At 63.5% G+C, this 24,714-nt stretch carries 23 protein-coding genes; 18 read left to right on the forward strand and 5 right to left on the reverse strand.

The genetic code is table 11. The annotated features are described in order from the left end of the window. The first annotated feature begins 71 nt into the window (after positions 1–71). A complete protein-coding gene (locus B7Y64_RS05170; protein ID WP_291324009.1) occupies positions 72–1,832 on the forward strand; it encodes a PhoH family protein in 1,761 nt (586 codons plus the stop codon). 2 nt (positions 1,833–1,834) lie between these two features. Further along, positions 1,835–2,221: a hypothetical protein gene (locus B7Y64_RS05175; protein WP_024814432.1), complete on the forward strand. Its 387-nt coding sequence runs from the start codon at positions 1,835–1,837 to the stop codon at positions 2,219–2,221. 78 nt (positions 2,222–2,299) lie between these two features. On the opposite strand, the gene dnaB is transcribed toward B7Y64_RS05175, so the two are convergent. The 5 genes from dnaB to rpsF form a co-directional block, all read right to left on the reverse strand. Beyond that, complete coding sequence (gene dnaB / locus B7Y64_RS05180; RefSeq protein WP_114655052.1) at positions 2,300–3,718, reverse strand: replicative DNA helicase; 1,419 nt, start codon at positions 3,716–3,718, stop codon at positions 2,300–2,302. Positions 3,719–3,897: 179 nt separating this feature from the next. Then, positions 3,898–4,350: a 50S ribosomal protein L9 gene (gene rplI, locus B7Y64_RS05185; protein WP_024814430.1), complete on the reverse strand. Its 453-nt coding sequence runs from the start codon at positions 4,348–4,350 to the stop codon at positions 3,898–3,900. A 12-nt stretch (positions 4,351–4,362) separates the two neighbouring features. Beyond that, positions 4,363–4,644, reverse strand: coding sequence for a 30S ribosomal protein S18 (rpsR, locus tag B7Y64_RS05190; RefSeq protein ID WP_005795932.1), 282 nt, complete (start codon positions 4,642–4,644; stop codon positions 4,363–4,365). Positions 4,645–4,661: 17 nt separating this feature from the next. Continuing rightward, on the reverse strand, positions 4,662–4,952 hold the full coding sequence (gene priB / locus B7Y64_RS05195) for a primosomal replication protein N (RefSeq protein ID WP_024814429.1): 291 nt from the start codon (positions 4,950–4,952) through the stop codon (positions 4,662–4,664). A 20-nt stretch (positions 4,953–4,972) separates the two neighbouring features. Beyond that, a complete protein-coding gene (rpsF, locus tag B7Y64_RS05200) occupies positions 4,973–5,392 on the reverse strand; it encodes a 30S ribosomal protein S6 (RefSeq protein ID WP_024814428.1) in 420 nt (139 codons plus the stop codon). A 251-nt stretch (positions 5,393–5,643) separates the two neighbouring features. On the opposite strand from rpsF, the gene grpE reads away from it, so the two are divergent. The 16 genes from grpE to accD all read left to right on the forward strand — a co-directional run bounded on the left by grpE (position 5,644) and on the right by accD (position 24,683). Then, positions 5,644–6,195: a nucleotide exchange factor GrpE gene (gene grpE, locus B7Y64_RS05205; protein ID WP_024814427.1), complete on the forward strand. Its 552-nt coding sequence runs from the start codon at positions 5,644–5,646 to the stop codon at positions 6,193–6,195. Between the two features lie 82 nt (positions 6,196–6,277). Then, the gene (dnaK, locus tag B7Y64_RS05210) at positions 6,278–8,224 is read left to right on the forward strand and encodes a molecular chaperone DnaK (protein ID WP_291324008.1); all 1,947 of its coding nucleotides are present in this window, start codon (positions 6,278–6,280) and stop codon (positions 8,222–8,224) included. A 90-nt stretch (positions 8,225–8,314) separates the two neighbouring features. Continuing rightward, positions 8,315–9,460: a molecular chaperone DnaJ gene (dnaJ, locus tag B7Y64_RS05215; protein ID WP_024814425.1), complete on the forward strand. Its 1,146-nt coding sequence runs from the start codon at positions 8,315–8,317 to the stop codon at positions 9,458–9,460. A gap of 248 nt (positions 9,461–9,708) precedes the next feature. Further along, the gene (locus B7Y64_RS05220; RefSeq protein WP_024814424.1) at positions 9,709–11,073 is read left to right on the forward strand and encodes an MBL fold metallo-hydrolase; all 1,365 of its coding nucleotides are present in this window, start codon (positions 9,709–9,711) and stop codon (positions 11,071–11,073) included. A 245-nt stretch (positions 11,074–11,318) separates the two neighbouring features. Beyond that, the gene (locus B7Y64_RS05225) at positions 11,319–12,257 is read left to right on the forward strand and encodes a LysR family transcriptional regulator (RefSeq protein ID WP_291324007.1); all 939 of its coding nucleotides are present in this window, start codon (positions 11,319–11,321) and stop codon (positions 12,255–12,257) included. A gap of 36 nt (positions 12,258–12,293) precedes the next feature. Continuing rightward, positions 12,294–13,715 carry a 3-isopropylmalate dehydratase large subunit gene (gene leuC, locus B7Y64_RS05230; protein ID WP_291324006.1) on the forward strand — a complete coding sequence of 474 codons (1,422 nt, stop codon included), beginning with the start codon at positions 12,294–12,296 and terminating at the stop codon, positions 13,713–13,715. 11 nt (positions 13,716–13,726) lie between these two features. Continuing rightward, positions 13,727–13,852, forward strand: a complete 126-nt coding sequence (locus tag B7Y64_RS05235; protein WP_008903921.1) for an entericidin A/B family lipoprotein — start codon at positions 13,727–13,729, stop codon at positions 13,850–13,852. Positions 13,853–13,861: 9 nt separating this feature from the next. After that, the gene (gene leuD, locus B7Y64_RS05240) at positions 13,862–14,512 is read left to right on the forward strand and encodes a 3-isopropylmalate dehydratase small subunit (RefSeq protein ID WP_291324005.1); all 651 of its coding nucleotides are present in this window, start codon (positions 13,862–13,864) and stop codon (positions 14,510–14,512) included. A gap of 88 nt (positions 14,513–14,600) precedes the next feature. Further along, positions 14,601–15,671 carry a 3-isopropylmalate dehydrogenase gene (leuB, locus tag B7Y64_RS05245; RefSeq protein WP_291324004.1) on the forward strand — a complete coding sequence of 357 codons (1,071 nt, stop codon included), beginning with the start codon at positions 14,601–14,603 and terminating at the stop codon, positions 15,669–15,671. Between the two features lie 329 nt (positions 15,672–16,000). Beyond that, positions 16,001–17,131 (forward strand): aspartate-semialdehyde dehydrogenase, encoded by a 1,131-nt coding sequence (gene asd, locus B7Y64_RS05250; protein WP_291324003.1) that lies wholly within the window; start codon positions 16,001–16,003, stop codon positions 17,129–17,131. 282 nt (positions 17,132–17,413) lie between these two features. Beyond that, entirely contained in the window at positions 17,414–19,984 is a 2,571-nt protein-coding gene (locus B7Y64_RS05255; RefSeq protein WP_291324002.1) for a FimV/HubP family polar landmark protein, read from the forward strand. Next, a complete protein-coding gene (truA, locus tag B7Y64_RS05260; RefSeq protein WP_024814417.1) occupies positions 19,984–20,853 on the forward strand; it encodes a tRNA pseudouridine(38-40) synthase TruA in 870 nt (289 codons plus the stop codon). The genes B7Y64_RS05255 and truA overlap by 1 nt, the downstream gene beginning before the upstream one ends. Positions 20,854–20,867: 14 nt before the next feature. Beyond that, positions 20,868–21,629, forward strand: a complete 762-nt coding sequence (locus B7Y64_RS05265; RefSeq protein ID WP_291324001.1) for a phosphoribosylanthranilate isomerase — start codon at positions 20,868–20,870, stop codon at positions 21,627–21,629. Next, positions 21,607–22,890: a tryptophan synthase subunit beta gene (gene trpB, locus B7Y64_RS05270; protein ID WP_291324000.1), complete on the forward strand. Its 1,284-nt coding sequence runs from the start codon at positions 21,607–21,609 to the stop codon at positions 22,888–22,890. The genes B7Y64_RS05265 and trpB overlap by 23 nt, the downstream gene beginning before the upstream one ends. Beyond that, positions 22,887–23,696, forward strand: coding sequence for a tryptophan synthase subunit alpha (trpA, locus tag B7Y64_RS05275; protein WP_024814414.1), 810 nt, complete (start codon positions 22,887–22,889; stop codon positions 23,694–23,696). The genes trpB and trpA overlap by 4 nt, the downstream gene beginning before the upstream one ends. 114 nt (positions 23,697–23,810) lie before the next feature. Further along, on the forward strand, positions 23,811–24,683 hold the full coding sequence (gene accD / locus B7Y64_RS05280; RefSeq protein ID WP_291323999.1) for an acetyl-CoA carboxylase, carboxyltransferase subunit beta: 873 nt from the start codon (positions 23,811–23,813) through the stop codon (positions 24,681–24,683). Positions 24,684–24,714 lie beyond the last annotated feature (31 nt).

Raw genomic sequence — 24,714 nt, forward strand, 5'->3', positions numbered from 1 at the left:
CCAAAGCCGCCTTGGTCTCCAGGCGGCTTTTTGCTTTCTGAACACCCTACTCTGCCCAAGGCCCTGCCAACATGCCCCTGCCTCCCGCCCCCAGCCGGCGCGCTGCCATCCTCGCGCCAGAAGCCTACGAAGCAAGTGCGCGCACCCGTCCCGTTGATAAAACGCACCCCGAGGTGGAGACAAGGGTTGAACCTGCCAGCCGCAGCGGTCGCAAAACCGAACGCAGCCAGGCTGCTGCCGCGGAACTGGCACCAGCGCCCGCAATGATTCAGGTGGAAACCAAATCGCGCGCACCAGCCCCTTCCCAAGAGCCCGCCGCTGCCCCCGCACCAGTGGCGCGCCGCGCCACCAGTACCCGCAGCAGCACCGGCACCAGCAAACCTGCTCCCGGCGCGCCGGCAGCACCCGTTGCAGCGCGCAGCAAAAAGGCAGCGCCACAGGGGCCAGCCAAGTTGTTTGTGCTGGACACCAACGTTCTGCTGCACGACCCGACCAGCCTGTTCCGCTTCGAAGAACACGACATCTTCCTGCCGATGATCGTGCTGGAAGAACTCGACGGCCACAAGAAAGGCATGACCGAAGTGGCGCGCAATGGCCGCCAGACCAGCCGCACACTGGATGCACTGGCTGGTGTCCATGGCGCCGACATCGCGCACGGGCTCAAGCTCGACTCCACGGGCCAGCGTGCTGCCGGTGGGCACCTGTTCTTTCAGACGGTTCCGCTCGACTACAGCCTGCCCACCAGCCTGCCACAAGGCAAGGCCGACAATCAAATTCTGGGTGTGGTGGAGGCCCTGCGCAAGCTGCATGCACCGCGCGAGGTGGTGCTGGTGTCCAAAGACATCAACATGCGCGTCAAGGCGCGCGCCCTGGGCCTGAACGCCGAGGATTACCAGAACGACAAAACGCTGGAAGACGGCGACCTGCTCTACTCCGGCGTGTTGGCCCTGCCCACCGATTTCTGGGTCAAGAGCGGCAAAAACGTGGAAAGCTGGCAAAGCGGCGCGCACACCTACTACCGCATTGGCGGCCCCATCGTGCCGCAACTGATGATCAACCAGTTTGTCTACTTTGAGGCCCCGGGCGAGCCCAGCCTGTTTGCCCGGGTCAGCGAAATCCGTGAGAAGACGGCGGTGCTGCAGACGCTCAAGGACTATGGTTCGGTCAAGCACGCGGTGTGGGGCGTGACCACGCGCAACCGCGAGCAGAACTACGCCATGAACCTGCTCATGGACCCCGAGGTTGACTTCGTGACGCTGACTGGCACGGCCGGCACCGGCAAAACCCTGCTGGCGCTGGCCGCCGGCCTCACACAGGTGCTGGACGACCGCCGCTATACCGAGATCATCATGACCCGCGCCACCGTGAGCGTGGGCGAGGACATCGGCTTTTTGCCCGGCACCGAGGAAGAAAAGATGGGCCCCTGGATGGGAGCACTGGACGACAACCTCGAATTTCTGGCCAAGGGCGACGGCGGCAACGCGGGCGAGTGGGGCCGTGCAGCCACCAACGAACTCATCCGCAGCCGCATCAAGATCAAGAGCATGAACTTCATGCGAGGCCGCACCTTCCTGAACAAATACGTGATCATCGACGAGGCGCAAAACCTGACGCCCAAGCAGATGAAAACGCTGATCACCCGCGCTGGCCCCGGCACCAAGATCATCTGCATGGGCAACCTGGCACAGATCGACACACCCTACCTCACCGAAGGTTCGTCGGGCCTCACCTACGCGGTGGATCGATTCAAGGGCTGGCCGCACAGCGGGCACATCACGCTGGCACGCGGCGAGCGCTCGCGCCTGGCAGATTTTGCCAGTGAGGTGCTCTGAGCATGGCCGTGGGATGGGTTACTGCCCTCAAGCTGGTGCCCTGGGGCGACGTCCTGGAGGCGACGCCCCAGATTTTGCAGGCGGCCAAAAAGCTGCTGGGCAGCACACGCCAAGGCACGGCAGATGCGGCTGCCGGCACGCTGGCGGGTGCGGGCGATGCAGCCACACCCCCGGTCGCCCTTCAGCTGCAGCAATTGCGCGAGCGGGTGGCGCGCCTGGAGCAGGAACAGCAGGAATCTGCCGTCCTGATCCAGTCCCTGGCAGAACAGAATGCCCAGGTGGTACAGGCGGTGGAAGTGCTGCGCCTGCGCAACCAGCGCCTGACGGCGGCCATCGCGCTGCTGGGGGCGGTGTGCGCCGGGCTCATCGTGTGGGCACTGCGGCAGTAGCGCCGGCGGCCAACGCAAAAAAGCTATTATTTTGATAGCTGCTAGCGCTTGTAAATCAAGCGCTAGCAGCTATTTTTATTAGAAATCGTCGCCCGAACCCATCGCCAGGCTCTCAAAGCGCGTCTGCGACTTCTGGAAGTACAGCTTCACGGTGCCAGTGGGACCGTTACGCTGCTTGCCGATGATGACCTCGGCCACGTTCGGCTCTTTGCTGTCCTTGTTGTAGTAGTCGTCGCGGTAGATGAACATGATGATGTCGGCATCCTGCTCGATGGCGCCCGATTCGCGCAGGTCACTCATCATGGGGCGCTTGTCGGTGCGCTGCTCTACCGAACGGTTGAGCTGCGACAGCGCAATCACCGGACACTGCAGCTCCTTGGCCAGCATCTTCAGGCCCCGCGAAATTTCACCCAGCTCGGTGGCACGGTTTTCGCCCTGAGAACCGCTAGAGCCACTCATCAGCTGCAAATAGTCCACCACGATCAGGCCCAGCTTGCCGCACTGGCGCGCCAGGCGCCGCGCATTGGCGCGCAGCTCACTGGGCGTAAGACCCGGTGTTTCGTCGATGTGCAGCGACACCGTGCGCAACTTTTCGATGGCTTCGGTCAGGCGCGGCCATTCTTCATCACTGAGCTTGCCGGTGCGCAGGTTGCCCTGGTTGATGCGGCCAATCGAGCCGACGATACGCACGGCCAACTGGGCAGCGCCCATTTCCATCGAGAAGATAGCCACGGGCAGGCCTTCGTTCAGCGCCACATGCTCGGCAATGTTCACCGCAAACGCCGTTTTACCCATGGACGGGCGCGCAGCCAGCACCACCATGTCGCCGGCCTGCAGGCCCGAGGTCATGCGATCAAGGTCGACAAACCCCGTGGGCACGCCGGTGATGTCATTGGGGTTGTCAGCCATCTCCTGCACGCGGTCGAGCAGGTCCACCACCAGGGTGTCCATGGCCTGAAAGCCCTGCTTCATGCGCGAGCCTTCTTCACCGATGTTGAAGATTTTTTGCTCGGCCTCGTCGAGGATCTTGTCCACCGGCTTGCCCTGCGGGTTGAAGGCGTTGGTGGCAATTTCGTCGCTGGCCGTGACCAGCTTGCGCAGAATGGCCCGCTCGCGCACGATCTCGGCGTAGCGGCGGATGTTGCTGGCGCTGGGCACATACTGCGCCAGGTTGTTCAGATACCCTAGCCCCCCAATTTCCTCGGCCTTGCCCAGCCCCTGAAGCTGCTCATACACCGTGATCACGTCGGCAGGCTTGCTGGCATTGATCAGGCCGCCGATGGCGGCGTAGATCAGCTTGTGCTCGTAGCGATAGAAATCGCCGTCTTTGAGCAGATCGCCCACGCGGTCCCAGGCGTTGTTGTCCAGCAGCAGCCCGCCGAGCACGCTCGACTCTGCCTCGATCGAGTGCGGAGGCACGCGCAGCTGGGCAATCTCGCGGTCCGGCATGGGCGGTGCGAAACCGTGGTCATCGAGCGGGGGAAAAACAGCAGACATGGGGTTCCTTGGGGCAAGCCTTTAATGCTAGCGCAGAGCGGCCTGACGGGATGGGGACAAGCCTGTGGATAACCACGGGGAAGGCTGTGGGTTGCCCTGTATGGTTGCACCGCACCAAAAACAAAAGCCGCCCGAGGGCGGCTTTTGTGCATCGTCACGAAATGACGATCAGGCGACGATCAGGCGCTTTCGCCGTAGACCGACACGTTGACTTCAACAACCACGTCGGTGTGCAGAGCCACGCTCACCGAGGTGTCGCTCACCACCTTGATGGGGCCGTTAGGCAGGCGAATCTGGGCCTTGGCGACCTTGTAGCCTTGCTTGTTCAGCTCTTCGGCGATGTCGTGGTTGGTCACGGAACCAAACAGACGGCCATCCACACCGGCCTTTTGCGTCAGCTTGACGGTGGTGCCAGCCAGTTTTTCGCCTTGGGCCTGGGCTTCTGCCAGCTTGGCAGCAGCCGCCTTTTCGAGTTCGGCGCGCTTGGCTTCGAACTCGGCCTTGGCCGATTCGGTGGCGCGGCGTGCGCGGCCCGAAGGGATCAGGAAGTTGCGGGCGTAGCCGTCTTTGACCTTGACGATTTCGCCGAGGTTGCCGAGGTTCACAACCTTGTCGAGCAGAATGATTTGCATGGGTTGTGCTCCTTAGATCTTGTGCTGGTCGCTGTAAGGCACCAGGGCCAGGAAGCGGGCGCGCTTGATGGCGGTATTCAGCTGACGCTGGAAGATGGCGCGCGTGCCGGTCAGGCGTGCGGGGATGATCTTGCCGTTTTCGGCGATGAAATCGCGCAGCGTGTCGACATCTTTGTAGTCGATTTCTTCAACACCCGTCACCGTGAAGCGGCAAAAGCGCTTGCGCTTGAACAGCAGGGACTGGGTGTTGCGCTTTGGGCGCTTGTCTTTGTTGAACTTCTTGAACGTGGCCATTGCGGACCCCTTGCAAATTAATTTTGTTGAATATCCTGGATGTGGAGCACTGCATTCTTGCCATTGCGTGGCGTGGCCAGAAACCCACTGAAAGTCCAGAGACTTCCGATGTTCTGCCTTGCCAGACGCTCAGCCATTGCACCAAAGGCAACGGCTTTCATGGCGGCCTTGACTTCGCGGGGGTGGCCTGCCTCGTCTTGCTGCGACTCGTGTTCGAGACGCAGCGCAATGGCAGGCAATCCGGCGGGCGTGTAGCGCAGGGCCTCAGCCTCTGCGATACAAGCGGTCAAGACAACGCGGTTCTCCACTCCTCAGGCTGAACTGTCAATCAGCGATCGCCAGAACGCTCGCCACGGTCACCGCGGTCACCGCCACGGTCGCCAGCAGCTGCGTATTCAGCTTGGCTGACCTTGCGGGCTTCTTCGCGCTCGACAGTCTTCATCATCGAAGAGGGGCCGGTATCGGCCTTCTTCTTCTGCACCGTCAGGTGGCGCAGCACGGCGTCGTTGAACTTGAAGGCGTGCTCCAGTTCAGCCATCACGGCCTGGTCGGCTTCAATGTTGACGCACAGGTAGTGGGCCTTGGCCAGCTTGTTGATCAGGTACGCCAGTTGACGGCGGCCCCAGTCTTCAACGCGGTGCACCTTGCCACCGCCAGCGGTGATCATGCCCTTGTAGCGCTCCAGCATGGCTGGAACTTGTTCGCTTTGATCCGGATGGATCAACAAAATGATTTCGTAATGACGCATGCATACTCCTTCTGGGTAAGACCACCCGTTGCGTCCCAATCTCGTCGATCTTGTCGAGATTGCGCGGTGTGGCAAGGCAAAGCCGGTGATTATAGCCCGCATCTTTGCGGCTTGTACACTCCCGGCCTGACCACTGCCGCGTGGCGTGCCATTTCGCGCGACCAAAACGGCGCCCGGCTGCCACAGGCCTTGAAATACGGCCCGCCCGCCCCATTCTTTTCGCGTATCCGTTCGTTTCAAAAAATTCCGATATGTCCGATAACAGCCAGCAACACCCCAACCAAAGCACTCCCGCCCCCGAAGAAGTCGAAGCCGCCATGGCAGCCCACGCTTCTGACGAAATGGCCCGCCTGCAGGGCGAACTGGCCGAAATCAAGGCAAAAAGCGCTGAACTGGCGGACCAGTTCCTGCGCGCCAAGGCCGAGGCGGAAAACGCCCGTCGCCGCGCAGAAGACGAGGTGTCCAAAGCCCGCAAATTCGGCATCGAAAGCTTTGCCGAAAGCCTGCTTCCCGTGGCAGACAGTCTGGACGCAGCACTGGCCATCCAGAACGCGACGGCCCAGCAACTGCGCGAGGGCTCCGACGCCACGCTGCGCCAGTTGACTGCTGCGCTGGAGCGCAACAAGGTGCTGGCCATCAACCCGGCCGCCGGCGACAAGTTCGACCCCCACCAGCACCAGGCCATCAGCGTGGTGCCTGCCGACCAAGAGGCGAACACGGTGGTGTCCGTGCTGCAAAAGGGCTACTTGATCTCGGAGCGCGTGCTGCGCCCCGCCCTGGTGACGGTCACCGCCCCCAAATAAATTTCTGGAAAACAACTTGAACCCGTTCAAGTTATCCACAAGTTACTAGCTATCCAATCATTCAAACATCGCGGAGAAGAACATGGGAAAAATCATCGGTATCGATCTGGGCACCACCAACAGCTGCGTGTCCGTCATGGAAGGCAACACCACGCGCGTGATCGAAAACTCGGAAGGTGCCCGCACTACGCCGTCGATCGTTGCGTACCAGGAAGATGGTGAAGTGCTGGTGGGCGCCTCGGCCAAGCGCCAGGCTGTGACCAATCCCAAGAACACGCTGTACGCCATCAAGCGCCTGATCGGCCGCAAGTTCACCGAAAAAGAAGTGCAAAAGGACATCGACCTGATGCCCTACAAGATCACGGCGGCCGACAACGGCGACGCCTGGGTCGAAGTGCGCGGCAACAAGATCTCGGCCCAGCAGGTCAGCGCCGACATTCTGCGCAAGATGAAGAAGACTGCCGAAGATTACCTGGGCGAGCCCGTGACCGAAGCCGTGATCACCGTGCCCGCCTACTTCAACGACGCCCAGCGCCAGGCCACCAAGGACGCCGGCCGCATTGCCGGTCTGGATGTCAAGCGCATCATCAACGAGCCCACCGCCGCGGCACTGGCCTTTGGCCTGGACAAACAGGAAAAGGGCGACCGCAAGATCGCCGTGTATGACCTGGGTGGCGGCACGTTTGACGTGTCCATCATCGAAATCGCCGATGTGGACGGTGAAAAGCAGTTTGAAGTGCTGTCGACCAACGGCGACACCTTCCTGGGCGGCGAAGACTTCGACCAGCGCATCATCGACTACATCATTGCCGAGTTCAAGAAAGAGCAAGGCGTTGATCTGTCCAAGGACGTGCTGGCCCTGCAACGCCTGAAGGAAGCCGCCGAAAAGGCCAAGATCGAGCTGTCCAACAGCGCGCAAACCGACATCAACCTGCCCTACATCACGGCCGACGCCTCGGGTCCGAAACACCTGAACATCAAGCTCACGCGCGCCAAGCTCGAAGCCCTGGTGGAAGAGCTCATCGAGCGCACCATTGCCCCTTGCCGCACCGCCATGAAGGACGCCGGTATCAGTGTGTCCGACATCAACGACGTGATCCTGGTCGGCGGCATGACGCGCATGCCCAAGGTGCAGGAGAAGGTCAAGGAATACTTTGGCAAGGAGCCCCGCAAGGACGTGAACCCCGACGAAGCCGTGGCCGTGGGCGCTGCCATCCAGGGCCAGGTGCTGTCGGGCGACCGCAAGGACGTGCTGCTGCTGGACGTGACGCCGCTGTCGCTGGGCATTGAAACCCTGGGCGGCGTGATGACCAAGATGATCACCAAGAACACGACCATCCCGACGAAGTTCGCGCAGACCTTCTCGACGGCCGACGACAACCAGCCTGCTGTGACCATCAAGGTGTACCAGGGCGAGCGCGAAATGGCCTCGGGCAACAAGCTGCTGGGCGAGTTCAACCTCGAAGGCATTCCACCCGCATCGCGCGGAACGCCGCAGATTGAAGTGTCGTTCGACATCGACGCCAACGGCATCCTGCACGTGGGTGCCAAGGACAAGGGCACGGGCAAGGAAAACAAGATCACCATCAAGGCCAACTCGGGCCTGTCGGAAGAAGAAATCCAGCAGATGGTGAAGGACGCCGAGCTCAATGCCGCCGACGACAAGAAAAAGCTGGAGCTGATCCAGGCCCGCAACCAGGGCGAAGCCGCTGTGCACAGCGTGAACAAGAGCCTGGCCGAGCATGGCGACAAGCTGGATGCGGGCGAAAAAGACGCCATCACCGCCGCAGTCAAGGCCCTGGAAGAAGTCCTCAAGGGCGAAGACAAGGACGCCATCGATGCCAAGACCACGGCACTGATGACCGCCAGCCAGAAGCTGGGCGAGAAGATGTACGCCGAATCCCAGGCTGCACAGGCGGCGCAGGCAGCCGGTGGTGCGGATGCGGCAGGTGCATCGGCTTCGTCTGGCAAGCCCGCAGACGACGACAACGTGGTCGATGCAGAGGTCAAGGAAGTCAAGAAGGGCTAAAGCAGCCCCGTTGCTGACCCGAGCCGCCGCGCTGGGCCCCTTTTCAGGGTGCCTGCGCGGCGTTCCTCTTCCAACCAGGCTGATTCATCCATGTCCAAAAGAGACTATTACGAGGTCCTCGGCGTTCCCAAAAACGCTTCCGAGGACGAAATCAAGAAGGCTTATCGCAAGTTGGCGATGAAGCACCACCCTGACCGCAATCAGGGGGATACCGCCAAGGGCGCCGAAGAAAAGTTCAAAGAGGCCAAAGAGGCCTACGAGATGCTTTCGGACGCGCAAAAGCGCGCTGCCTACGACCAGTACGGCCACGCCGGCGTGGATCCGAACATGCGCGGCCCGGGCGGGCCCGGTGCGGAAGGTTTTGGTGGCTTTGCCGAGGCCTTTGGCGACATCTTTGGCGACATGTTCGGCCAGCAGGGTGGGCGCGGGCGTGGCGCGGGGGGCCGCCAGGTGTACCGCGGCAGCGACCTCAGCTACGCGATGGAAATCACCCTCGAAGAGGCCGCGCGCGGCAAGGATGCGCAGATCCGCATTCCCTCGTGGGAAAGCTGCGACACCTGCCACGGCAGCGGCGCCAAACCCGGCACCAGTGCCAAGACCTGCACCACCTGCACAGGCAGCGGCACGGTGCAGATGCGCCAGGGCTTCTTCAGTGTGCAGCAGACCTGCCCGCACTGCCGGGGCACGGGCAAGATCATTCCCGAGCCCTGCACCACCTGCTCCGGCCAGGGCAAGCTCAAGAAGCAAAAGACGCTGGAAGTGAAGATTCCGGCGGGCATCGACGACGGCATGCGCATCCGCAGCACCGGCAACGGCGAACCGGGCACCAACGGCGGGCCACCGGGCGACCTGTACATCGAGATCCGCCTGAAGAAACACGACATCTTCGAGCGCGACGGTGACGACCTGCATTGCCAGGTGCCCGTGAGCTTCATCACGGCGGCGCTGGGCGGCGAGATCGAAGTGCCCACGCTGGCCGGCAAGGCCGCCATCGACATCCCCGAAGGCACGCAGGCCGGCAAGCAGTTTCGCCTGCGCGGCAAGGGCATCAAGGGCGTGCGCGCCAGCTACCCCGGTGACCTGTATTGCCACATCGCGGTGGAAACGCCGGTCAAGCTCACCGAGCACCAGCGCAAGCTGCTGCGTGAGCTGGAAGACTCGCTGAAAAAAGGCGGCGGCCGCCACTCGCCCAGCGGCGAAAGCTGGACCGACCGGTTGAAAAACTTCTTCAGCTAAGGACCGCACAGCAGCGCTGCCCGTTGCACCCAAGGCTGCCCCGCTTAGCGCCGGGCAGCCTTTTTTATTGCCCCGGCCCATGCGCCCACGGTGCCCTCGTGCGCCACATGCGCCACCTGCACACGCAGGTCTCAGCCCATTTTTACCAGCGCCCCCTGACCTGCATCACGCGGCCGCCCGCTCCCACCCGCGGCAGCGGCCCCCCTGCGCGCTACGATGGCAGCCATTGGCACGCATGGAGAACTGCAATGGAAGTCAACATCACCTTTCTGGGCGGCGCCAGCACCGTCACTGGCTCGAAATATTTGGTGCGCCACAACGGCCACAGCATGCTGGTCGATTGCGGCCTGTTTCAGGGCTACAAACAGCTGCGCCAGCGCAACTGGCACCCGTTGCCCCTCACGCCGCACCAGATCGACGCCGTGGTATTGAGCCATGCACACCTCGACCACAGCGGCTATCTGCCCCTGCTGGCGCGCGATGGCTACACCAAGGCCATCCACGCCACCACCGGCACGCGCGACCTGTGCGCCATCCTGCTGCCCGACAGCGGCCACCTGCAGGAAGAAGACGCCGCCTTTTTGAACCGCCACCAGCTCTCGCAGCACGCACCGGCGCTGCCGCTCTACACGCGGCTCGATGCGCAGCACTGCATGAAGCAGTTCCGCACCCATGCGTTCCACAAGGCGTTTGAGCCGATTCCCGGCTGGCGCGTCACTTTTACGCCGGCCGGGCATATCCTGGGCGCGGCCAGCGTGCTGCTGGAAGTGGGCGGGCGGCGCATTCTGTTCTCGGGCGACCTGGGCCGTCCTGACGACCTGGTCATGAACCCGCCCGAGGCGCCACCCCAGGCCGACACCGTGCTGGTCGAATCCACCTACGGCGACCGCCAGCACGGGCAGGAGGACATCCTGCAAGAGCTGGGCCCCGCCCTGCAACGCCTGTCCCAGCGCGGCGGCGTGGCCGTGGTGCCAGTGTTTGCCGTGGGCCGGGCGCAGGCCGTGCTGCATGCCATCAACCTGCTCAAGAAACAGGGCACCATCGCCCGCTCGCTGCCAGTGTTTCTGGACAGCCCCATGGCCGTGAGCACCACCGGGCTGTTTGCGCACCACACAGGCGAGCACCGGCTCACCGCGCACGAGGCAGACGCCCTCTCGCACACGGCCACCATGGTGCAGACCACCGACGAATCCAAGGCCCTGGCACGGCGCCACGGCCCCATGGTGATCCTGTCGGCCAGCGGCATGGCCACGGGCGGGCGGGTGCTGCACCACCTTGCGCTGTATGCGGGCGACCACCGCAACATGATCATCATCACCGGCTACCAGGCGCCGGGCACGCGCGGCGCGCGCATTGCCAGCGGCGAAAAGACCACCCGCATCCACGGGCAGGATGTGGATGTGCGCGCCGAAGTGGTGCAGCTCACCTCTGCCTCGGCCCACGCCGACGCCAACCAGACCCTGGCCTGGCTGCGCAGCATGGGGCATGCGCCCGACCGGGTGTATGTGGTGCACGGTGAGATGGGCGCGGCCGACATGCTGCGCCAGCGCATCGAACATGAACTGCGCTGGCGTGCCGCGGTGCCCGAGCACGGCAGCACCCTGACCGCCTGAGGGGGCACAAAGCCAGGCGCTTCAGGCAGCATGCTTCAAAAAAAAAGAGCGCTTTGCGCTCGTCTTTATTGGCTTTCAATCACAAAAGCAGCTGAAATGCTTTAAAAGCAAGCGCAAGCAGCTCACTTTTTTGACAAACTAAGCCCTTGCGCGATGAAAACCATCGCGTTTGGCGATGGCAAACACAAAAAATTGGGGTGAAAATCGCAAGTCTTCTCAAAACAAGAAGACTGCACACCGCCCCCATGAAAAGCTCCGAGCGCAGTTTTGCGCGCCGCATTGATCTCACCTCGCTGCAATTGTTTGTGGCGGTGTGCGAGCTCGGCAGCATTGGCCGCGCGGCCGAGCGCGAGTTCATTGCGGCATCGGCCGTGAGCAAGCGGCTGTCCGACCTGGAAACCGCTGTGGACACCGCCCTGCTCTACCGCCACAGCCGGGGCGTCACGCTCACCCCCGCGGGCGAAAGCCTGTTGCACCACGCGCGCACGGTGCTGTTTGGCCTGGAGCGCATGCAGGGCGAGCTGAGCGAATACGCCGAAGGCGTGCGCGGCCATGTGCGCATGCACGCCAACATCTCGGCCATCGTGCAGTTTCTGCCCGAAGACCTGGGCGCTTTTGCGCGCGCGCACAGCCAGGTGAAGATCGACCTGCAGGAACACCTCTCCAGCGATGTGCTGCACGCCGTGCAGGAAGGCGCGGCCGATCTGGGCATCTGCAACACCGGCGGGCCCGGCGCCGCCGACCTGCAAAGCCGCCCCTATCGCACCGATCGATTGGTGCTGGTTGTGCCTGCAGCGCACGCCCTGTCTGCGCAAGCAGCTATCAATTTTGAAGAGGTGCTGGACTGGGACATCGTCGGTCTGCACGCCAACAGCAGCATCAGCCTGGCCATGCGCGCTGCCGCCGCTGCCGCTGGACGCCCGCTGCGCCAGCGCATCCAGGTCACCGGGCTCGATGCCATGTGCCGCATGATCGACAACGGCCTGGGCGTGGGCCTGCTGCCCGACCGGGCCTTTGCCCTCATGCACGGCGTGGGCCGCCTGCAAGCCATTCCCCTGGCCGACCCCTGGGCCCAGCGCGAGCTGCGTGTGGTGGCCCGCGACTTCGATGCCCTGCCCGTGACGGCACGGCTGCTGGTGGAGCACCTGGTTCGCCCGGCTGCCGGCACTTTCACGCCCACCTAAAATCCAACTTACCCACACCCACGAAAAGAGACCGCCATGGGACGCACCCTGTACGACAAGATCTGGGACGAGCACGTCGTCCACACCGAGGAAGACGGCACCGCCATCCTCTACATCGACCGCCACCTGGTGCACGAAGTGACCAGCCCCCAGGCCTTCGAGGGCCTGCGCGAGGCGGGGCGCAAGGTCTGGCGCATGAGTTCCATCGTGGGCACGGCCGACCACAACACGCCCACCACGGGCTGGGAAAACGGCTACGACGGCATCACCGATCCGATCAGCAAAGAGCAGATCACCACGCTGAACGACAACATGGCGACGATCACGCCCGCTGCGTTCTTCCCCTTCATGCACAAGCGCCAGGGCATCGTGCACGTGATCGGCCCGGAAAACGGCGCCACGCTGCCCGGCATGACGGTGGTGTGCGGCGACAGCCACACCAGCACCCACGGCGCGTTTGGCGCACTGGCCCACGGCATCGGCACGTCGGAAGTCGAGCATGTGATGGCCACGCAGACCCTGCTGGCCAAGAAGGCCAAGAACATGCTGGTGCAGGTGGACGGCACGCTGGCCAAAGGCGTGACGCCCAAGGACGTGGTGCTGGCCATCATCGGCAAGATTGGCACCGCGGGCGGCACCGGCTACACCATCGAATTCGCAGGCTCGGTGTTCCGCGCCATGAGCATGGAAGGCCGCATGACCGTGTGCAACATGGCCATCGAAGGCGGCGCGCGCGCGGGCCTGGTGGCCGTGGACGACAAGACCATTGAATACGTCAAGGGCCGCCCCCTGTCACCCACGGGCGTGGAGTGGGACCAGGCTATTGCCTACTGGAAGACGCTGCACTCCGACCCCGATGCCAAGTTCGACACGGTAGTCAAGCTTGACGCCGCAGACATCGTGCCGCAGGTCACCTGGGGCACCTCGCCCGAGATGGTGCTGGGCGTGGACGCCCGCGTGCCCGACCCCGACAAGGAAAAAGACGCCAACAAGCGCGGCGCCATCGAGCGCGCGCTGACCTACATGGGCCTGCAGCCCGGCAAGGCCATCAACGACATCACCATCGACAAGGTGTTCATCGGCTCGTGCACCAACAGCCGCATCGAAGACATGCGCGAAGCCGCCGCCGTGGTCAAGAACCTGGGCCGCAAGGTCGCCAGCAACGTGAAGCTGGCCATGGTCGTACCTGGCTCGGGCCTGGTCAAAGAGCAGGCCGAGCGCGAGGGCCTGGACCAGATCTTCAAGGCCGCAGGCTTTGAATGGCGCGAACCCGGCTGCAGCATGTGCCTGGCCATGAACGCCGACCGCCTGGAGCCCGGCGAACGCTGCGCATCCACCAGCAACCGCAACTTCGAAGGCCGCCAGGGCGCTGGCGGCCGCACCCACCTCGTGAGCCCCGCCATGGCCGCTGCTGCTGCCGTGCACGGCCATTTTGTTGACATTCGCCAATTTGCCTGAAGGAGACCGCCATGAAGAAGATTGCCACCCTCATCGCCCTGTCCGCCGCTTTCGTGCTGGCGGGCTGCAACACCGTCAAGGGCGTGGGCCAGGACGTTCAACGGGCCGGAGGCGCACTCGAGCGCGCCGCCAAGTAAAAGAACGCCATGCAGAAATTCACCAAGCTCCAGGGCCTTGTCGCCCCCATGGACCGCGAGAACGTCGATACCGACGCGATCATCCCCAAGCAATTCCTCAAGTCGATCAAGAAGACCGGCTTTGGCGTGAACCTGTTTGACGAATGGCGCTACCTGGACCACGGCGAGCCCGGCATTCCGGAATCGCAACGCAAGCCCAACCCCGACTTCGTGCTGAACCAGCCGCGCTATGCAGGCGCCTCCATCCTGCTGGCACGCAAGAACTTCGGCTGCGGCTCGAGCCGCGAGCACGCGCCCTGGGCGCTGGACCAGTACGGCTTTCGCGCCATCATCGCCCCCAGCTTTGCCGACATCTTCTTCAACAACTGCTTCAAGAACGGCCTCTTGCCCATCGTGCTGCCCGCGGCCACGGTGGCCCAGCTGTTCGATGAAGTGCACGCCTTCCCCGGCTACCAGCTCACCATCGACCTGGAACGCCAGGTGATTGTTAGACCGCAGGGCGAAGAGATCCCGTTCGAGGTGCAGGCCTTCCGCAAGTACTGCCTGCTCAACGGCTTTGACGACATCGGCCTGACCCTGCGCCAGTCCGACAAGATCAAGGCCTTTGAAGCGCAGCGCCTGGCCACCAAGCCGTGGCTGGCGCACACCATGGTGTCGTAAGACGGCGCAGCACCAAAAATATTAGTCAAATTGGCCTCTAGCGCTTTACCCATAAGCGCTAGCAGCTATCCAAATCAAAGCAAATTCAATGAAAATCGCAGTTCTGCCAGGTGACGGCATTGGCACCGAAATCGTCTCCGAGGCCGTCAAGGTTCTGGAAGCGCTGGAGCTCCCGTTCGAGATGGAATCCGCCCTCGTAGGCGGCGCCGCCTACGAGGCCCATGGCCACCCGCTGCCCGAATCCACCCTGAAGCTCGCCATGGATGCCGACGCCGTGCTGTTCGGCGCGGTAGGCGACTGGAAATACGACAAGCTGGACCGCCCGCTGCGCCCCGAGCAAGCCATTCTGGGCCTGCGCAAGAACATGGGGCTGTTTGCCAACTTCCGGCCCGCCATCTGCTACGAGCAACTGGTGGGGGCGTCGAGCCTCAAGCCCGAGCTGATTGCCGGGCTGGACATCCTCATCATCCGTGAACTGACCGGCGACATCTATTTCGGCCAGCCGCGCGGCCGCCGCGTGGCCACCGACGGCCACTTCCCCGGTGCCGAAGAAGCGTTTGACACCATGCGCTACAGCAAGCCCGAGATCGAACGCATCGCCCACGTCGCCTTCCAGGCCGCGCGCAAGCGCAGCAAAAAGGTCACCAGCGTGGACAAGGCCAACGTGCTGGAGACCTTCCAGTTCTGGAAGGACGTGGTCACCGAGGTGGGCCAGCAGTACCCCGACGTGGAACTGCAGCACATGTACGTGGACAACGCCGCCATGCAGCTCGTCAAGGCGCCCAAGGCGTTTGACGTGGTGGTCACCGGCAACATGTTCGGCGACATCCTCTCCGACGAAGCCTCCATGCTCACCGGGTCGATCGGCATGCTGCCCTCGGCCAGCCTGAACAGCAAAGGCCAGGGCCTGTACGAACCCAGCCACGGCAGCGCCCCCGACATCGCGGGCAAGGGTGTGGCCAACCCGCTGGCCACCATCCTCTCGGCTGCCATGATGCTGCGCTTCAGTCTGAACCAGGAAGCCGCCGCCCAGCGCATCGAAGCCGCCGTGCAAAAGGTGCTGGCGCAAGGGTTGCGCACGCCCGACATCTACAGCGAAGGCACCACCAAGGTGGGCACCGCGCAGATGGGCGATGCCGTGGTGAAGGCGCTGGCATAAACCTGCCCTCCAGGCGCAGGCATTTATCAAGGGCGGCCAGGTGCCGCCCTTTTTCATGCACGGCTCTTACGCCGAAACACACCGACCACCGTCAGCGGGCGCAAAGCCGCCATCCGCTACAATTTGCACCCATGTTTGTCGCCCGCCCGTTCGCCCTGAACACCGCATCCGCCGCCCAGGCCGGTGCAGCCGCGCGCGCAATCACCACCAAAACCACGACCATTAAGGGCTGATCCAGCCCAGGTATCGTCGTGCGCCCTCCCTGGCCAGACGAGCCGGGGCAAAACAGTCTGGTCTGGCACTGTTTCTTACTTTGAAAGGGCGTTGAAATGAGCAAGTTGGTAGGTTTGGTCGGCTGGCGCGGCATGGTCGGCTCGGTCCTGATGGACCGCATGGTGCAGGAAAAAGACTTCGATCTGATCGAACCCCTGTTCTTCTCCACCTCGAACGCAGGCGGCAAGGCCCCGGCACAGGCCCGGAACGAAACCACGCTGCAGGACGCGTTCAACATCGACGCCTTGAAGCGCTGCGAAATCATCATCACCGCCCAGGGCGGCGACTACACCAGCGAGGTGTACCCCAAACTGCGCGCCGCCGGCTGGAACGGCCACTGGATCGACGCCGCGTCGTCCCTGCGCATGGAAAAGAACGCCGTCATCGTGCTCGACCCGGTGAACATGCCGGTCATAAAGAACGCCCTGGCGAATGGCGGCAAGGACTGGATCGGCGGCAACTGCACGGTGAGCTGCATGCTGATGGGCGTGGGCGCGCTGTACAAGGCGGGCCTCGTCGAATGGATGAGCACCCAGACCTACCAGGCCGCATCGGGCGGTGGCGCACAGCACATGCGCGAGCTGCTCACGCAGTACGGCACGCTGAACGCCGAAGTGAAGGCCCTGCTCGACGACCCCAAGAGCGCCATCCTGGAAATTGACCGCAAGGTCATCGCCAAGCAGCGCAGCTTGAGCGCCGCCGAAACCGCCAACTTCGGCGTGCCGCTGGGTGGCTCGCTGATCCCCTGGATCGACAAAGACCTGGGCAACGGGATGTCCAAGGAAGAGTGGAAGGGCATGGCCGAGACCAACAAAATTCTGGGCATGGGTGAAGGCTTTGACTCTGCCGCCATACCGGTCGATGGCTTCTGCGTGCGCGTGGGCGCCATGCGCTGCCACAGCCAGGCCCTGACCTTCAAGCTCAAGAAGGACGTGCCCGTGGCCGACATCGAGGCCATGATCGCTGCCGACAACCAGTGGGTGAAAGTGGTGCCCAACACGCGCGAGGCCACCATCAAGGATTTGACCCCCGTGGCCGTGACCGGCACGATGACCATTCCCGTGGGCCGCGTCCGCAAGCTGGCCATGGGCCCCGAGTACGTGGGCGCCTTCACCATCGGCGACCAGCTGCTGTGGGGCGCCGCCGAACCCCTGCGCCGCATGCTGCGGATTCTGCTGGAGGCCTGATCTGCCCAGCCCCCAGGCGCGCGCAGCACACGCTGTAGCGCGCTTTTTTATGCCTGATCCACGGAAACACCCGGTTACGCGGCGTTGGCATTTGGCAACATCTTAATCCCCAAAAACAAGGCGACGACACCTCGCTCAAAGCTTCCACACCACGTCAGCTTGTCAGTGCAAAACATTGCTGCTATGGTGCTTTTTACACATTTTCACGCGCCGGGGCGGGACCAGACCATGAGAAGAACAACACCGCTCGACCGAGCAGCACAAACACACTTGATGGCACACATGCATCGTTGGAAATTTTCTGTCCTGGCGGCTGCGGCCGTCGCATTGACCGGTTTCCATGCCGACGATGCTTATGCCCTGGCTCTGGGTCGCATTACGGTGCAATCCGCTCTCGGCGAGCCATTGCGCGCCGAAATCGACCTGCCCCAGATCACACCAGCAGAGGCCGACACCCTGCGCGCCACAACGGCGTCACCCGAAGTCTTTCGGGCCCAGGGCATGGAGTTCAACCCGGCGGTGAACAACCTGCGGATGCAACTGCAGCGGCGGCCTGATGGCACTGCCGTGTTGCGCCTGTCCAGCGACCGCCCCGTCAACGACCCGTTCGTGGACCTGGTGCTCGACGCCACATGGGGCAGCGGCCATATCGTGCGCAGCTACACCATGCTGTTTGACCCACCGGCATTGCGCCGCGCGGCGCCCACGGTTACCGCAGCACCGCAGGTTTCAGTCCCTTCGGCAAAAGCCCAAGCTGGCGCTGCCCCGCGCGTGTCGGCGGCACCGGCTAGCACGCCTCCCCGCAATACCCCTGCCGCGAGCCCGCGCACCGCTCCTGCCGATGGCGTCACCGTACAGCCGGGCGATACGGCTGGCCGCCTGGCCAACGCCTACCGCCCTGCCAGCGTGTCGCTGGACCAGATGCTGGTGGCACTGATGCGCGCCAACCCTGACGCCTTCATCCAGGGCAACGTCAACCGGGTCAAGGCCGGCGCCGTGCTGCAAATGCCAGACGAGGCCACTGCATTGGCCACGCCAGTGGGCGAAGCACGCCAGGTTCTGGCGGCGCAAAGCCGCGATTTCAACGCTTTCCGCCGCAAGCTCGCGGCAGCAGCCCCCACCGCCGAAGTGGCGGCGGCAGAGCGCTCTGCCAGCGGCACAGTGCAAGCGCGCGTCGAAGACAAGAAACCCGCAACGGCTGCACCCGACAAGCTCACCCTGTCCAAGGGCGCCATCACGGGTCAGAAGGCGGCAGAAGACCAACTGGCCAAGGACAAGCAAGCCAGCGAAGCATCCGCCCGCATGGCCGAACTGTCCAAGAACATTGATGAGCTGAACAAGATCAGCGCTGCGTCTGCGCCCGTCGGCGCACCTGCAGCCACGGCCTCCGCGCCAGGCGCTGTGGCAGTGGCAACACCAGCAGCAATGCCTGCCCAGCCTGCCGCTTCCGAGCCAGTTGCCGTGGCGGCATCGCCCACGGCGAGCGCCCCCGCAGTACCGGAAGCAGCGGCCTCCGATCCAGTCGTTCCTGCTGAAGCAGCGGCACCAGCCTCTGCCCCTGTCGCGGCACCAGCTCCCACGCCTGCCCCGCCGCCAGCGCCAGCCCCTGAGCCAAGCTTCCTGTCGGACCTGATGGAAGACCCCCTGGTGCCGGCCGGAGGGCTTCTCGCCTTGATCGCACTGGGCGGTTACGGCGCTTACCGTGTCGTACAACGGCGCCGTGCCAATGCCGGTGTTGACAGCTCCTTCATGGATAGCCGTGCTCAGCCCGACTCTTTCTTTGGCGCCAGCGGTGGCCAGCAAGTGGACACCGCCAACAGCGAGATGACCACAGGCTCATCCATGGCCTACTCCCCCAGCCAGCTCGACGCTGGCGGTGACGTGGACCCTGTGGCTGAAGCCGACGTGTACCTGGCGTATGGACGCGATCTGCAGGCCGAGGAGATCCTCAAGGAGGCCATTCGCCACAACCCGGCCCGCGTATCGGTGCATGTCAAGCTGGCCGAGATCTATGCCAAGCGGCAAGACCGCAAGGCACTGGAGGTGGTGGCCGGTGACGTTTTCAAGCTCACCCAGGGCGAAGGCCCGGACTGGACCCACGTAGCTGAGCTGGGCCGCGACCTGGATCAGGAAAACCCGCTGTACCAGCCTGGCGGACGTCCTGGTGCGCTCCTGAGCGATGCCACCGCCGCATCCACTGCCGGTTTGGCGGGCAGCGCCATGGCAGCAGCAACCACGCTGCCCCCGGACCTGGATCTTGACCTGGATCTGGATTTGCCTGAAGACGCACTGAGCGAGGCGCCAGCCGCCCCCGGTGGTTTTGCTGCAGCAGCGGCCACGGCCACCGCCGCCAGTGAAGTGGACGCTGGCTACAGCACCAGCAACGTTGAATCATCTGCGCTTCCGCAACTGGATCTGCCCCCATCGCTGCCCACCGAGCAGTCTGCCGTGGCGGCAGCCCCTGACGTCGGGTTGCCTGCAATGGCAGACCTGGACTTTCCAAGCTCCGATGACCTCACCATGCTCCCGTCCGGTGCCATGCCGCTGACAACCAGCACCAGTTCAGCGCCCCTGGAAACCGCCCCCATGGAATTTGACCTGGGTGACTTGACGCTGGATTTGGGCGCACCTGCCAAACCTGCCGCGCTGCCTCCTGCAGCGGCGCTGGCCGCAGCAGACATCGGCGTCGAGGCCGCTGCGGATGACCCATTGGCCACCAAACTGGCACTGGCGCAAGAGTTCAATGCCATTGGCGACACCGATGGGGCCCGCACCCTGGTCGAAGAAGTGGTCGCCGAGTCGTCGGGAGCGCTCAAGGCCCGCGCCCAGCGAATGCTGGCCGACCTGGGCTGATGCAGCCGGACAACCCGCCCGCACCGCAAGACACTGCCCCTGCCCACCTCTCCAGGGTGGCCATGGGGGTCAGCTACAACGGCCAGCGCTACAGCGGCTGGCAAAGCCAGCTGTCTGGCAATACGATCCAGGATCATCTTGAAGCGGCCTTGGGCCGCTTTGCTACGCACCGGGTCAGCACCTTGTGCGCGGGCCGCACCGACGCGGGGGTGCACGGTCTCATGCAGGTTGTGCACTTCGACACGCCACTCCAACGCCCAGCGTCGTCCTGGGTGCGAGGCACCAACACCTTTTTGCCAGCGGATATTGCGGTGCAATGGGCGCAGCCGGTGCCCGATGGCTTTCACGCACGCGCAAGCGCCATTGCGCGGCGCTATGCCTATGTGCTGCTGCAGTCGCCCGTGCGGCCCAGCGTGGATGCGGGCCGTGTGGGCTGGGTTTTCTACCCACTCGACCATGCTGCGATGCTGCAGGCAGCGCAACAGCTGTTGGGCGAACACGATTTCACCTCGTTCCGGGCTTCGGCTTGCCAGGCCAAGTCACCCGTCAAGACGCTGCAGCGCATCGAGATCACCCGCACGCCATCCAGCATGGCCGCGCCGCCAGAAGGCTTCGCGCCCTGTTACTGGCGCTTCGAATTTGAAGCCAACGCTTTTTTGCACCACATGATTCGCAACATCATGGGGTGCCTGATTGCCGTGGGGCAGGGAAAAAAACCACCGCAATGGATCGGCGAAGTGCTGGCTGCGCGCTCACGCGACGCTGCGGCACCCACCTTTTCGCCCGACGGCCTGTATTTTCAGGGCCCGGTCTACGAACCCCATTGGGGCCTGCCCAACCGCACGGCTGCGTATGATTGGCTGCCCTGAGCACCATCATCACCATGAGCAGCCCGTCGTCCGAAAAGCCACTTCCCCTCCCCTGCATTCGCACCCGCATCAAGATTTGCGGCCTGACACGCGAACAGGATGTTGACGCTGCCGTTGCCGCAGGCGCGGATGCCATCGGTTTCGTGCTGTATGCGCCCAGCCCTCGTGCCGTTACGCCGCAAAGGGCTGCCGAACTGGCCGCGCGCTTACCACCGTTTGTCACCCCGGTGCTGTTGTTTGTCAACGAGTCTGCTTCAAATATCATAGCTGCTAGCGCTTTGCTGGCGGGCGCTACCATCCAATTTCACGGTGACGAAACGCCGGCGGAATGTCTGGCCGCCACCTTGGGTGGCGCCCGGCCGTTCCTTCGCGCCGCGCGCATTCCCCTTGGCGACGGTGCGGCACGGTTCGACCTCGTAAAATACGCCCATGATTACTCGAAAGCCCAAGCCATTCTGCTCGACGCCCATGTCGACGGTTACGGCGGCGGCGGCAAGGCATTCAATTGGTCACTCCTTCCACCAAGCGTAGCCTCTCATCTCGTTTTGTCTGGTGGACTCACGCCTGCAAACGTGACCGATGGCATTCTGCAAGTACGCCCGCGTTGCACCACGCTGGCCGTTGATGTCAGCTCCGGCGTCGAGGCCGATGGCCCCGATGGCCACCCCCAGCGGGGCATCAAGGACGCCGACAAGATCCATCGCTTCGTAGCCGCCGTGCGTGCGGCCGATGCACAACTTGCAAAGAATCCCCATGAATTCCTACCAGCACCCTGATCCCTCGGGCCACTTCGGCCCCTACGGCGGCAGCTTTGTCAGCGAAACCCTGACCCACGCCATCCAGGAACTGCGCGAGACCTACGCCCGCTACCAGAACGACCCCGCGTTTCTGGCCGAGTTTCACTACGAACTCAAGCACTTCGTTGGCCGCCCTTCACCGGTTTACCACGCTGCGCGCACCAGTCGCGAAATGGGCGGCGCGCAGATTTATCTCAAGCGCGAAGACCTCAACCACACCGGCGCCCATAAGATCAACAACGTGATCGGCCAGGCCATGCTGGCCAAGCGCATGGGCAAGCCGCGCATCATTGCCGAAACCGGTGCCGGCCAGCACGGTGTGGCCACGGCCACCATCTGTGCGCGCTATGGACTGGAATGCGTGGTGTACATGGGCGCCGAGGATGTGAAGCGCCAAAGCCCCAACGTGTACCGCATGAAACTGCTGGGCGCCACCGTGGTGCCCGTGGAATCGGGCAGCAAAACCCTGAAAGACGCGTTGAATGAAGCCATGCGCGACTGGGTGGCCAATGTGGACAACACTTTTTACATCATCGGCACGGTGGCGGGCCCTCACCCCTACCCCATGATGGTGCGCGACTTCCAGAGCGTTATCGGCAAGGAATGCATCGAGCAGATGCCCGAAATGCTGGCCGCCCAGAAGGCCGCCACCGAGCAACCCGATGTGGTGGTGGCCTGCGTGGGTGGCGGCAGCAACGCCATGGGAATTTTTCATCCCTACATTCCGTTTGAAAAGACCCGCCTGATCGGCGTGGAGGCGGCCGGCGAAGGACTGGAATCGGGCAAGCACTCGGCATCGCTGCAAAAGGGCAGCGCGGGCGTGCTGCATGGCAACCGCACCTTCATCCTGCAGGACGCCAATGGCCAGATCACCGAAACCCACAGCGTCAGCGCGGGCCTCGACTACCCCGGCGTGGGCCCCGAGCACGCGTGGTTGCAGGAAATCGGTCGTGCCGAATATGTGGGCATCACCGACAAGGAAGCGCTCGATGCCTTCCACTACCTGTGCCGCACCGAAGGCATCATCCCGGCGCTCGAGTCGAGCCACGCCGTGGCCTACGCCATGAAACTGGCCAAAACCATGCGCGGAGACCAGTCCATCCTGGTCAACCTCTCGGGCCGTGGCGACAAGGACATTGGCACCGTGGCCGACCTCAGTGGCGCTGATTTTTATTGCCGCCCCAGCTGCCAGGGGCAGTCCGTCAAGGGCGGCGAGCAACCCGTCAAGGTGGTCAAATGAGCCGCATCGAATCCACATTTTCCGCACTTAAGGCGCAGGGCCGCACGGCGCTGATTCCCTATGTGACCGCGGGCTTCCCGTTTGCCGATATCACCCCCGCGCTCATGCACGGCATGGTGGATGCCGGGGCCGACGTGATCGAGCTGGGTGTGCCGTTTTCCGACCCCATGGCCGACGGCCCTGTCATCCAGAAAGCGGGTGAAAAAGCTTTGGGTCTGGGTATCGGCATGGTTCAGGTGCTGGACCATGTGCGCGAATTCCGCAAGCGCAACAGCACCACGCCCGTGGTGCTGATGGGCTATGCCAACCCCGTGGAACGCTACGACCAGATTCACAGCCAGGGCGCCTTTGTGCGCGATGCGGCCGCGGCAGGCGTTGATGGCGTGCTCATCGTGGACTACCCACCCGAAGAATGCGAAGCCTTTGCCGCCAGCCTGCGCGCGCATGGCATGGACCTGATCTTTTTGCTCGCCCCCACCAGCACCGACGAACGCATGGCGCAGGTGGCGCGGGTGGCCAGCGGCTATGTGTATTACGTGTCGCTCAAGGGCGTTACGGGATCGGGCGCGCTGGACACCACTGCAGTCGAACAGATGCTGCCCCGCATCCGCCAGCATGTGCACATCCCCGTGGGCGTGGGCTTCGGCATCCGTGATGCGGCCACCGCCCAGGCGATTGGCAAGGTGGCCGATGCGGTGGTGATCGGCAGCCGCATCATCCAGCTGATTGAAGACCAAGAACACGCCAAAGTGGTGCCCATTACCATCGACTTCCTGCGTGGCGTGCGCAAAGCGCTCGACGCATAATGCAGCCCGGCGCGCGCCTCCACCAGGAGGCAGCGCGCCACAGATTCACTCCGGCCTGCCCACGAATGCCCACCGACTCCGGGCCGAGGCCGTGCCACCGAAGAGGAGAACACCATGTCCTGGCTCGAAAAACTTCTGCCCTCCAAAATCCAGCAAACCGACCCCACCGAGCGCCGCCAGGTGCCCGAAGGTCTGTGGATCAAGTGCCCGAGCTGCGAAACCGTGCTCTACAAGGCCGACCTGGAGCTAAACCAGAACGTCTGCCCGCACTGCAGCCATCACCACCGCATCGGCGCGCGGGCGCGGCTGAACGCCTTCCTCGACCCGGAAGGCCGCTACGAAATCGGCCAGGAAGTCTTGCCAGTGGATGCGCTCAAGTTCAAGGACAGCCGCAAGTACCCCGAGCGCCTGAAGGAAGCCCTGGAAAACACGGGCGAGACCGACGCCCTCATCGTCATGGGCGGTGCGGTCAAAAGCATCAACCTGGTGGCAGCCTGCTTCGAATTTGACTTCATGGGCGGCAGCATGGGCAGCGTGGTGGGCGAGCGCTTTGTGCGCGGCGTCGAAACCGCTATCGATCAGAAGTTACCCTTCCTGTGCTTTACCGCCACGGGCGGCGCGCGCATGCAGGAGGGGCTGCTGTCGCTCATGCAGATGGCCAAGACCAATGCCGCACTCACCCGCCTGGCCAAAAAAGGCCTGCCCTTCATCAGCGTGCTGACCGACCCCACCATGGGCGGTGTAAGCGCTGGTTTTGCCTTTGTGGGCGACATCGTCATCGCCGAACCCAAGGCCCTGATCGGATTTGCCGGCCCGCGCGTGATCGAATCCACCGTGCGTGTGACGCTGCCAGAGGGTTTTCAGCGCGCCGAGTTTCTGCAGACCAAGGGCGCCGTGGATTTCATCTGCGACCGCCGCGAACTGCGCAACACCGTGGCCAGCAGCCTGGCCATGCTGCAGCGCCTGCCTGCCGACGCCGTCGTGTAAAGCCGTGCGGCCGCTGCTCGGCTATCGACAG

It is taken from the genome of Acidovorax sp. 35-64-16 (genome assembly GCF_002281195.1).
Classification (GTDB): domain Bacteria; phylum Pseudomonadota; class Gammaproteobacteria; order Burkholderiales; family Burkholderiaceae_C; genus Acidovorax; species Acidovorax defluvii.

What these genes read in the sequence shown, in the direction of transcription:
- accD (WP_291323999.1), top strand. Translation starts at nt 23,811, where the DNA reads ATGTCCTGGCTCGAAAAACTTCTGCCCTCCAAAATCCAGCAAACCGAC.
- asd (WP_291324003.1), top strand. Translation starts at nt 16,001, where the DNA reads ATGAGCAAGTTGGTAGGTTTGGTCGGCTGGCGCGGCATGGTCGGCTCG.
- grpE (WP_024814427.1), top strand. Translation starts at nt 5,644, where the DNA reads ATGTCCGATAACAGCCAGCAACACCCCAACCAAAGCACTCCCGCCCCC.
- leuB (WP_291324004.1), top strand. Translation starts at nt 14,601, where the DNA reads ATGAAAATCGCAGTTCTGCCAGGTGACGGCATTGGCACCGAAATCGTC.
- truA (WP_024814417.1), top strand. Translation starts at nt 19,984, where the DNA reads ATGCAGCCGGACAACCCGCCCGCACCGCAAGACACTGCCCCTGCCCAC.
- dnaK (WP_291324008.1), top strand. Translation starts at nt 6,278, where the DNA reads ATGGGAAAAATCATCGGTATCGATCTGGGCACCACCAACAGCTGCGTG.
- B7Y64_RS05235 (WP_008903921.1), top strand. Translation starts at nt 13,727, where the DNA reads ATGAAGAAGATTGCCACCCTCATCGCCCTGTCCGCCGCTTTCGTGCTG.
- B7Y64_RS05175 (WP_024814432.1), top strand. Translation starts at nt 1,835, where the DNA reads ATGGCCGTGGGATGGGTTACTGCCCTCAAGCTGGTGCCCTGGGGCGAC.
- B7Y64_RS05225 (WP_291324007.1), top strand. Translation starts at nt 11,319, where the DNA reads ATGAAAAGCTCCGAGCGCAGTTTTGCGCGCCGCATTGATCTCACCTCG.
- leuC (WP_291324006.1), top strand. Translation starts at nt 12,294, where the DNA reads ATGGGACGCACCCTGTACGACAAGATCTGGGACGAGCACGTCGTCCAC.
- rpsR (WP_005795932.1), bottom strand. Translation starts at nt 4,644, where the DNA reads ATGGCCACGTTCAAGAAGTTCAACAAAGACAAGCGCCCAAAGCGCAAC.
- trpB (WP_291324000.1), top strand. Translation starts at nt 21,607, where the DNA reads ATGAATTCCTACCAGCACCCTGATCCCTCGGGCCACTTCGGCCCCTAC.
- rpsF (WP_024814428.1), bottom strand. Translation starts at nt 5,392, where the DNA reads ATGCGTCATTACGAAATCATTTTGTTGATCCATCCGGATCAAAGCGAA.
- dnaB (WP_114655052.1), bottom strand. Translation starts at nt 3,718, where the DNA reads ATGTCTGCTGTTTTTCCCCCGCTCGATGACCACGGTTTCGCACCGCCC.
- trpA (WP_024814414.1), top strand. Translation starts at nt 22,887, where the DNA reads ATGAGCCGCATCGAATCCACATTTTCCGCACTTAAGGCGCAGGGCCGC.
- B7Y64_RS05265 (WP_291324001.1), top strand. Translation starts at nt 20,868, where the DNA reads ATGAGCAGCCCGTCGTCCGAAAAGCCACTTCCCCTCCCCTGCATTCGC.
- rplI (WP_024814430.1), bottom strand. Translation starts at nt 4,350, where the DNA reads ATGCAAATCATTCTGCTCGACAAGGTTGTGAACCTCGGCAACCTCGGC.
- dnaJ (WP_024814425.1), top strand. Translation starts at nt 8,315, where the DNA reads ATGTCCAAAAGAGACTATTACGAGGTCCTCGGCGTTCCCAAAAACGCT.
- B7Y64_RS05255 (WP_291324002.1), top strand. Translation starts at nt 17,414, where the DNA reads ATGCATCGTTGGAAATTTTCTGTCCTGGCGGCTGCGGCCGTCGCATTG.
- leuD (WP_291324005.1), top strand. Translation starts at nt 13,862, where the DNA reads ATGCAGAAATTCACCAAGCTCCAGGGCCTTGTCGCCCCCATGGACCGC.
- B7Y64_RS05170 (WP_291324009.1), top strand. Translation starts at nt 72, where the DNA reads ATGCCCCTGCCTCCCGCCCCCAGCCGGCGCGCTGCCATCCTCGCGCCA.
- B7Y64_RS05220 (WP_024814424.1), top strand. Translation starts at nt 9,709, where the DNA reads ATGGAAGTCAACATCACCTTTCTGGGCGGCGCCAGCACCGTCACTGGC.